Annotated in this window: 6 protein-coding genes; 5 read left to right on the top strand and 1 reads right to left on the bottom strand. The window is 44.9% G+C overall.

The window, feature by feature from the left end; translation table 11 throughout:
- The first annotated feature begins 447 nt into the window (after positions 1-447).
- The 5 genes from rpmH to mnmE all read left to right on the top strand — a co-directional run bounded on the left by rpmH (position 448) and on the right by mnmE (position 4313).
- The gene (gene rpmH, locus FM038_RS25255; protein WP_076416426.1) at positions 448-585 is read left to right on the top strand and encodes a 50S ribosomal protein L34; all 138 of its coding nucleotides are present in this window, start codon (positions 448-450) and stop codon (positions 583-585) included.
- Positions 586-599: 14 nt separating this feature from the next.
- The gene (gene rnpA / locus FM038_RS25250) at positions 600-956 is read left to right on the top strand and encodes a ribonuclease P protein component (RefSeq protein ID WP_142873254.1); all 357 of its coding nucleotides are present in this window, start codon (positions 600-602) and stop codon (positions 954-956) included.
- On the top strand, positions 923-1180 hold the full coding sequence (gene yidD / locus FM038_RS25245) for a membrane protein insertion efficiency factor YidD (protein ID WP_142873255.1): 258 nt from the start codon (positions 923-925) through the stop codon (positions 1178-1180). Before rnpA ends, yidD begins: the two co-directional genes overlap by 34 nt.
- Before the next feature lie 3 nt (positions 1181-1183).
- Positions 1184-2818, top strand: a complete 1635-nt coding sequence (gene yidC / locus FM038_RS25240) for a membrane protein insertase YidC (protein ID WP_142873256.1) — start codon at positions 1184-1186, stop codon at positions 2816-2818.
- 133 nt (positions 2819-2951) lie between these two features.
- A complete protein-coding gene (gene mnmE / locus FM038_RS25235) occupies positions 2952-4313 on the top strand; it encodes a tRNA uridine-5-carboxymethylaminomethyl(34) synthesis GTPase MnmE (RefSeq protein WP_142873257.1) in 1362 nt (453 codons plus the stop codon).
- An 807-nt stretch (positions 4314-5120) separates the two neighbouring features.
- Here mnmE and FM038_RS25230 read toward each other — a convergent pair.
- Entirely contained in the window at positions 5121-7655 is a 2535-nt protein-coding gene (locus tag FM038_RS25230) for a helicase-related protein (protein ID WP_142873258.1), read from the bottom strand.
- Positions 7656-7822: the final 167 nt, after the last annotated feature.

Below are 7822 nucleotides of genomic sequence, written 5' to 3'. Positions count from 1 at the left end.
GTACTTATCCCCAAAAGATCAAACAAAGAGGGCTATTCTATAGTGAGACCACTAGGATCGCTATCGTTTAAATATAATTATCCCCAGATAGATCACCTTTAAACTTGAGTTGCCGATCCAAAAGGATCGGGCGAGATCGTCTCATGTGTAAAAAGCAGCAAATCCAGCTTTATAAAGCGATCCAGATCGATCTATAATTATTCTTCTTTGATCTCATCAATGATCTGCTGAACCACAAGATGTAGTGGTCATTCACAGACTTATCCACAATTACTAGTGGATTTAAACTGAGAGATTAAAGATAAATTGGCACTAATTTTATTACTAAGCGTTTTACGTGTTGACGTGCAAACGTAAAGTGATTACAATTCGGCCTCTTTTTTAGCCCTTACTTTAATTCATTTTAAATGTCAGGTTTATTAACTTACACAAAGACGGATTGCCACAATGAGTAAACGTACTTTTCAACCAAGCAACCTAAAGCGTAAGCGTTCTCACGGATTCCGCGCTCGTATGGCTACAGTTGGAGGCCGCAAGGTCCTAGCTCGTCGTCGTGCTAAAGGTCGCGCTCAACTTTCTGCTTAATCGTAGAAATGCAAGTGACTAGCTATGCCTTTACGCGGGAGTTACGTTTGTTAACTCCCGCGCAATTCAAATCTGTATTTTCAAAACCTATCAAAGCTTCTTCTGCTGAAATTACTTTACTTGCTATCCCAAACTCAGAGCAACATCCACGTATTGGATTAACTGTTGCGAAACGTTTTGTAAAGAAAGCCCATCAGCGAAACAAAATTAAACGTATCATCAGAGATAACTTTCGTTTGCATCAGCACGAACTACCTCCACTTGATATTGTTGTTTTGGTCAGAAATGGCGTTGTAGAGATGGACAATGCAGAGCTCCATAAATTGGTAGAAAAGCTATGGCGAAAACTCAATCGCCGTTACAATGGCTAGCAACCACGATTATTCGTGGCTACCAAATCTTCATCAGCCCTCTACTGGGGGCTAATAAGTGCCGCTTTCATCCAACTTGCTCATTTTACGCAATTGAAGCCATTCGTTTGCATGGATTTGTAAAAGGCTGTTGGCTTACAGCAAGACGCGTATTAAAATGTCACCCTTTACATCCGGGCGGTATCGACCCCGTCCCCCCAAAAAAACACAGGTGTAATAAATAGGCTATGGAATCTCAACGGAATATATTGCTTATCGGTCTGCTTTTTGTCAGTTTTTTACTTTGGCAACAATGGCAAATGGATCAAGCTCCACAACCGGTAGCAACTGAGCTAACTTCAGTATCTACGGTATCGAATACAACAAACGCGCACAGTTCAGATGTTCCAGATGCCGATTCTGCACTTCCAGCAGCTGTGGCAGCTTCTAAAGAACTCATCACAGTAACAACTGATCAGTTGATCATTAAGATCAACCCAATCGGTGGTGATATCGTCTATTCGGCCCTAGTTGAACATAAACTAGAGCTAGATAATGACGAGCCATTTGTACTGCTAGAGCAAACTAACGATATCAACTACATTGCTCAAAGTGGTCTTATCGGTCGTAACGGTATCGACAGTAGCTCTAAAGGTCGTGCACACTTCGACAGTGCTTCACGTGAGTACACGTTAGCTTCGAGTCAGGACACTTTAGAAGTTCCGTTGACATTTGTTGCTGAAAACGGTGCTACTTACACTAAGATGTTTATCTTCCACCGTGGCCAGTTTAAGGTTGATGTTGATTACGTCATCAACAACAAGACAGACCAGCAGCTGCAAGTGCAGATGTACGGTCAGATTAAGCACAGCATCAAGCAAAGCGAAAGCAGCATGATGATGCCTACTTACCGTGGTGCGGCTTTCTCAACTCAAGATACTCGCTACGAGAAGTACAGCTTCGATGATATGGCTGATAGTAACCTAGATAAGAAAACAATTGGTGGCTGGGCAGCAATGCTACAACACTACTTTGTTTCTGCTTGGGTACCACCAGCTGACGATCAAAACATTATCTTCTCTAGCATCAGTGCTGGCGGCCAGGCTAACATCGGCTTCCGTGGCGCTATCTATGATATCGCCCCAGGTACAACTCAAAGCATTAACTCTCAGTTTTATGTAGGTCCTAAAGATCAGGAAGCTCTTTCTGCGATTTCAGACTCACTAAACTTAGTAGTAGATTATGGTTTCCTTTGGTGGTTAGCGGTACCTATCTACAAGTTGTTGATGTTCTTCCAGTCACTCGTCACTAACTGGGGTATTGCGATTATCTTAATCACCCTAACAGTGCGCGGTATGTTGTACCCACTAACTAAAGCTCAGTACACCTCTATGGCGAAGATGCGTAATCTGCAACCTAAGCTGGCTGAACTTAAAGAACGCTTTGGTGATGACCGTCAGAAGATGGGTCAAGGTATGATGGAACTGTACAAGAAAGAGAAAGTTAACCCTATGGGTGGCTGTCTTCCTATCTTGCTGCAGATGCCTATCTTTATCGCACTCTACTGGGTACTGCTGGAAAGTGTTGAATTGCGTCACGCACCATTTATGCTTTGGATCACCGATTTGTCGGTACAAGATCCTTACTACGTGATGCCTATTCTTATGGGTATCTCAATGTTTGTGATGCAGAAAATGCAGCCTATGGCACCAACTATGGACCCAATGCAAGTTAAGATGATGCAGTGGATGCCAGTGGTGTTTACCGTGTTCTTCCTATGGTTCCCAGCAGGTCTGGTACTATACTGGTTGGTCGGTAACTTAGTTGCTATCACACAGCAGAAGATCATCTACGCAGGTTTGGCGAAGAAAGGCTTAAAATAAGCCTGAGACCGAACAAGCGTTAATAGAGAAGCGGTTTAATACTTAGGTATTAACCGCTTTTTCTTTTTATGAGAGACGTAATTTAATCTCTTTCTCAGTTAGCTTTTCATTATACAGAGTAGGAATCACAGTAATGACAACAGATACTATCGTGGCACAAGCAACCGCTCCTGGGCGCGGTGGTGTAGGTATCATTCGTATCTCAGGCGATCAAGCCAGCGAAGTCGCTATGGCCATGCTTGGACACATACCCAAGACACGTTATGCAGATTACTGTGATTTTAAAACTGCCGATGGTGAAGTGATCGATCAAGGTATCGCGCTTTACTTCCAAGGCCCTAACTCTTTTACCGGTGAAGATGTCCTAGAACTACAAGGCCACGGCGGCCAGATAGTTCTGGATATGCTGATCAAGCGTGTCATGGAAACCCAGGGGATCCGCATCGCCAGACCCGGTGAGTTCAGTGAACAAGCTTTCATGAATGACAAGTTAGATCTCACCCAAGCCGAAGCCATTGCCGATCTTATCGATGCCACCAGCGAACAAGCTGCTAAGAGCGCCCTGAACTCACTGCAAGGCGAATTTTCGACAGAAGTACATGCATTGGTCGAACAGGTCACTAACTTGCGCCTATACGTCGAGGCAGCTATAGATTTTCCCGATGAAGAAGTAGACTTCCTCTCAGACGGTAAGATTGCCGGCTCACTCAATAAGATCATCAGCAGACTGGACTCGGTTAAGGCAAGCGCCAAGCAAGGTTCGATAATCCGTGAAGGCATGAAGGTGGTTATTGCCGGTCGACCCAATGCCGGTAAGTCCAGTCTCCTTAACGCTCTGGCGGGTAAAGAATCTGCCATTGTCACAGAAATAGCAGGCACAACCCGAGATGTACTACGCGAGCATATCCATCTAGATGGCATGCCGTTACATATCATAGACACAGCAGGCCTGCGTGAAACGGCCGATACCGTCGAGATGATTGGGATTGAGCGTGCCTGGGCCGAAATAGAAACCGCCGATCGAGTGCTATTTATGGTCGATGGCACTACCACAGATGCCGTCGATCCACACGAAATCTGGCCAGACTTTATCGACCGCTTACCTAATAGACTCGGTATCACAGTCGTACGTAACAAGGCAGACATCACTGGCGAGTCATTAGCACTCACCGAAGATCACGGCCATCCCGTGTTCCGTATCTCGGCCAAAACAGGTTTAGGTATTGAGGAGCTCAAGCAACACCTTAAATCACTTATGGGTTATCAGAGCAATCTCGAAGGCGGCTTTATTGCCCGTCGTCGCCACTTAGAGGCACTCGATTTAGCCAGTAGCCACCTGATGCTAGGTAAAGAGCAGTTAGAAGTTTATCTAGCCGGTGAGCTATTAGCCGAAGAGTTACGCATGACTCAACTTGCCCTATCTGAAATCACGGGTAAATTCACTTCAGATGATCTGTTGGGCAAGATTTTTAGCAGTTTCTGCATAGGGAAGTAATCTTCTAAGAAGGTCCTAGGTTTTAGATCCTAGGAACTAGGGGAAAGACAGACGCTTCGCTATTTCAAGATCCTAGGATCTAGACCCTAGGGACTAGACAAAAGATGACGCTTCGCTGTTTAAAGATCCTAGGTTTTAGGACCTAGGAACTAGCACCTATCTTCACCCTTCCGTCTTTCCGGTATGTTTGTGGCCGGAATCCAGCGTTCTAGGAACAAGTGCTAGGGAAAAGACAGACGCTTCGCTGTTTGACGGGCTTCGCCCTGATAAAGCTAAGACGACGCTGCGCTGTTTAAAGGACCTAGGAACTAGCACCTATTTCTTCTCTTGCGTCTTTCCGGCATGCTTTTGGCCGGAATCCAGCGTTTAGGTATCCAACATCTCTTCGTTAATGATGAAGGTGATGGAATAAACCCTGCGAACCATGCCCTCGTGTGCCCTGTTATTGGTTAACCGCTTTTAAGAAAATCCCCCCCTTTTAATTACTCCTTTTAAGCAATAATAAGCAGATAAACCTTGTCCTCAAATAAAAATAGTGAAAACCGCTATGGATAGGTGTTCTGAAGCAAACTACTCTAAAAGGATCGATTTAATCAACAGAGATATCAACAGGTAGCCCGACTGACTCGCAATACTTCCCCACAACAAGACAAAACACATAAGCAGTTGTTTTTAATTAAAAATAAACTTAAATCCTAAAAAAAACACATAGATCTCGACTAAAAAAACACGATCTTATAAAAAAGTTATACTCAAAGTGATCTGAATTTTTGTTTGAAAAAGATCTCTACTAAAAATGATCATCATTTACTGTATATCGATCACTTTACTCGATTTTTTATACCTGACTTTCCAGCCCTGCCAACGAGGTAACTCCCAACGCTTAGGCCCAGCCTTTCTTCCACCCTTGGTATAGCACAAGATCACCAATTTTCGCTTAGCTTGATACTCGACATCCAGTTGTAGATCAGGCAAAACCAACTTGTGTGGAAAAAGCTGATCAAACTCTTCACGTTCCCACTCAGGTATGCCATCAAACAGCAGATCTTCCGCTTCAATTAACTGTAGATCATCATAACTTTCAACACCAAGATCGATAAGCTGATGATGTAAATAGTCATCAAACTCCAACAAGTCAGCCTCTTTATCCGCCTTCCCTAATGCAACCCAGATATTCCAAGCCGCTATATCGTTTTCCAGCTGCTTTGCTAGCCCTTTAAACTGACGCCCAAGCTTAATACTTCGAACTATCGCCTCGATGGCTTGGTCTCCCTCCACCTCTTTTAATCGGGAGGCTATTACCCTGCCAGCATAGACAGTCTCAACCATAACCTTATGTCTTTGGCCCTGTTCTTTATTATCGGCCAGGCGTTCTTGACCTAACTTGGCATCCATTAGTAAATTCAGCGATATTGGTGCCATACAACTCGCTAAGTTGAGTGTCTGCTTACTCCCCTTACCCGCAATAGAATGCTGGTCGAATACCACAGCAGCTAGGGCGCTATTGTTACCATTCAAACTTTTAAGTTCAGTACAAAAACGGCTGTCTCTGCCAATCTGCACCTCACTAAAGCCATTGCCCAATGCACTAATGCGCTTTTCCCGTCTGATAAATGCCAATTCCGGCGACGCCTTAATCACAGCTAATAGCCAACGGGTACGTAACTCATGATTACTAACACCTAATGAACTAGCCTGCTTGATGCTTTCTAACCCCAATGCTGCACGTATCTGCTCGGCTAACATGCGTGCTTCTTTACGCGCACCCATGTCTATATATGTTCGGCCCGATCCCCCTGCTTTAAGAAACTCAGCAATAGGCTCACGCACTAGCTTAACTAGAGTAAACGCATCACAAGACAGAGGTTCCCACTCATTGAGTTGCTTCAGATCAAACTCATCTTCAGGCAGTTTAAACAAGCTTTTAGGTACGGTTAACGCCGCAGCCAGATCGACCATTAACCCTCGGCATTTATCATCTGGCATAGCACTTATCAAATGAGCAAACTGAGTATCTATCGGCAATGGCGATATTTTCATGCCATGAGCCGTCACTATGCCATGAGCATCGATAGCGCCCATAGCTGTCAGCTTTTGCTGTGCAATCGATAAAGATTTTTCAGGCAAGCTATCAACAAAACTCAATTCAGATAAGCGGTAACCACAACAAGCCGCCGCTAACATAGGTTCCACTAACTCTTCACGCTGCAGCTCTGGCGGTGTCATCGCCTCCATAGGCGCACTCTTTCCCCATAACCGAATACAGATACCGTCTTGCGTACGGCCAGCACGTCCCATTCGTTGAGCGCAGCTCGCTTTAGAAATGCGCGCCAGTGATAGCACTGTACGGCCATTGCGCTGGTGGGTTCGACGCTCCAGGCCGCTGTCTACAACAGCTGTGACGCCAGGAATGGTCAAAGAGGTCTCAGCCACATTGGTAGCAAATATCACCCTTTGGTGATCGCTAGGCTGCAATACCTTCTGTTGTTCATGTGGGCTAATCCCACCATGTAATGCAAGCAGCTCAACCCGAGAGCCTTCAGCTTCTCGAAATAAAGAGCCACACGCCTGTAAGCTGTTCTGTATTTCACGCTTACCCGGAAGAAACACCAGAATATCGCCTGTGGTTTCATTTAATAAACTAGCAACCGCTGTTTTAACTGCTTGTTCCACGCCGCGAATGTCAGGAAGATGGTGACTTTCACGAGCCTGAAATCTAAGTTCCACGTGGAACCTTTTCCCTTCCGCGACTAATCTGTGAGAATTGTTGCTGCCAGAAGACGCATTAGCTGGAACGCTAGTTAAGTCATTACTTAAGTAACGTGTTAGCCGCTCTCCATCTATGGTGGCCGATGTCAGTATCAGCCTAAGATGTTGAGAATCAAGCGCTTTTAACTTCAATATAGCCAGCAGCAGATCCGTATCCCAGCGGCGCTCGTGGAACTCATCGATAATCACAGTATCGAAATTAGCCAAGCCATCTTGTTGTAACCAACGCAGTGCAATCCCAGGCGTAACGAACGCTATCTGCGTCTTATCGGTGATCGTCGAGTCAAAACGTATGGCATAACCAACTTTATGAGCAGAGCCCTCTGCATCCTGTAATAAAGAGCCGACAAAACCAGCCAATGCGAGACAGGCCACCCTTCTCGGTTCTACAACTAAGACTCGTTTACCCTTGCCACCTTCAACAGCTTCTGCACACCAAAGCGGTAAACGAGTAGACTTACCCGACCCCGTATCCGACTCAACGACTAAATGTTTGTCTTTAATCGCTAATTTAAACTCTTGATAGAGTTTGTCTATCGGGAGACTGATACTTTTGACTGACGTTTTTGACATGAAGATACTTGATGCAGGCTATTGATAGCCCAATGATAACTTGATTAATGACTTGTCAGTTAACAAGTCCTGCAAATAGCTTATCGCTTCATTTGGCTGGTTGGATGTTTGATGGATTGAAGGGAATCGTATATTCATTGTGACTTGTCACCTCCGGTGAGGGATGT

Origin of the sequence: Shewanella eurypsychrophilus (genome assembly GCF_007004545.3) — a bacterium.
In the GTDB taxonomy this organism is placed as follows: domain Bacteria; phylum Pseudomonadota; class Gammaproteobacteria; order Enterobacterales; family Shewanellaceae; genus Shewanella; species Shewanella eurypsychrophilus.
The sequence above is the reverse complement of the archived record's forward strand: the minus strand, read 5'-3'. Positions and strand labels throughout refer to the sequence as shown.

What these genes read in the sequence shown, in the direction of transcription:
- mnmE (WP_142873257.1), top strand. Translation starts at nt 2,952, where the DNA reads ATGACAACAGATACTATCGTGGCACAAGCAACCGCTCCTGGGCGCGGT.
- yidC (WP_142873256.1), top strand. Translation starts at nt 1,184, where the DNA reads ATGGAATCTCAACGGAATATATTGCTTATCGGTCTGCTTTTTGTCAGT.
- yidD (WP_142873255.1), top strand. Translation starts at nt 923, where the DNA reads ATGGCGAAAACTCAATCGCCGTTACAATGGCTAGCAACCACGATTATT.
- rpmH (WP_076416426.1), top strand. Translation starts at nt 448, where the DNA reads ATGAGTAAACGTACTTTTCAACCAAGCAACCTAAAGCGTAAGCGTTCT.
- FM038_RS25230 (WP_142873258.1), bottom strand. Translation starts at nt 7,655, where the DNA reads ATGTCAAAAACGTCAGTCAAAAGTATCAGTCTCCCGATAGACAAACTC.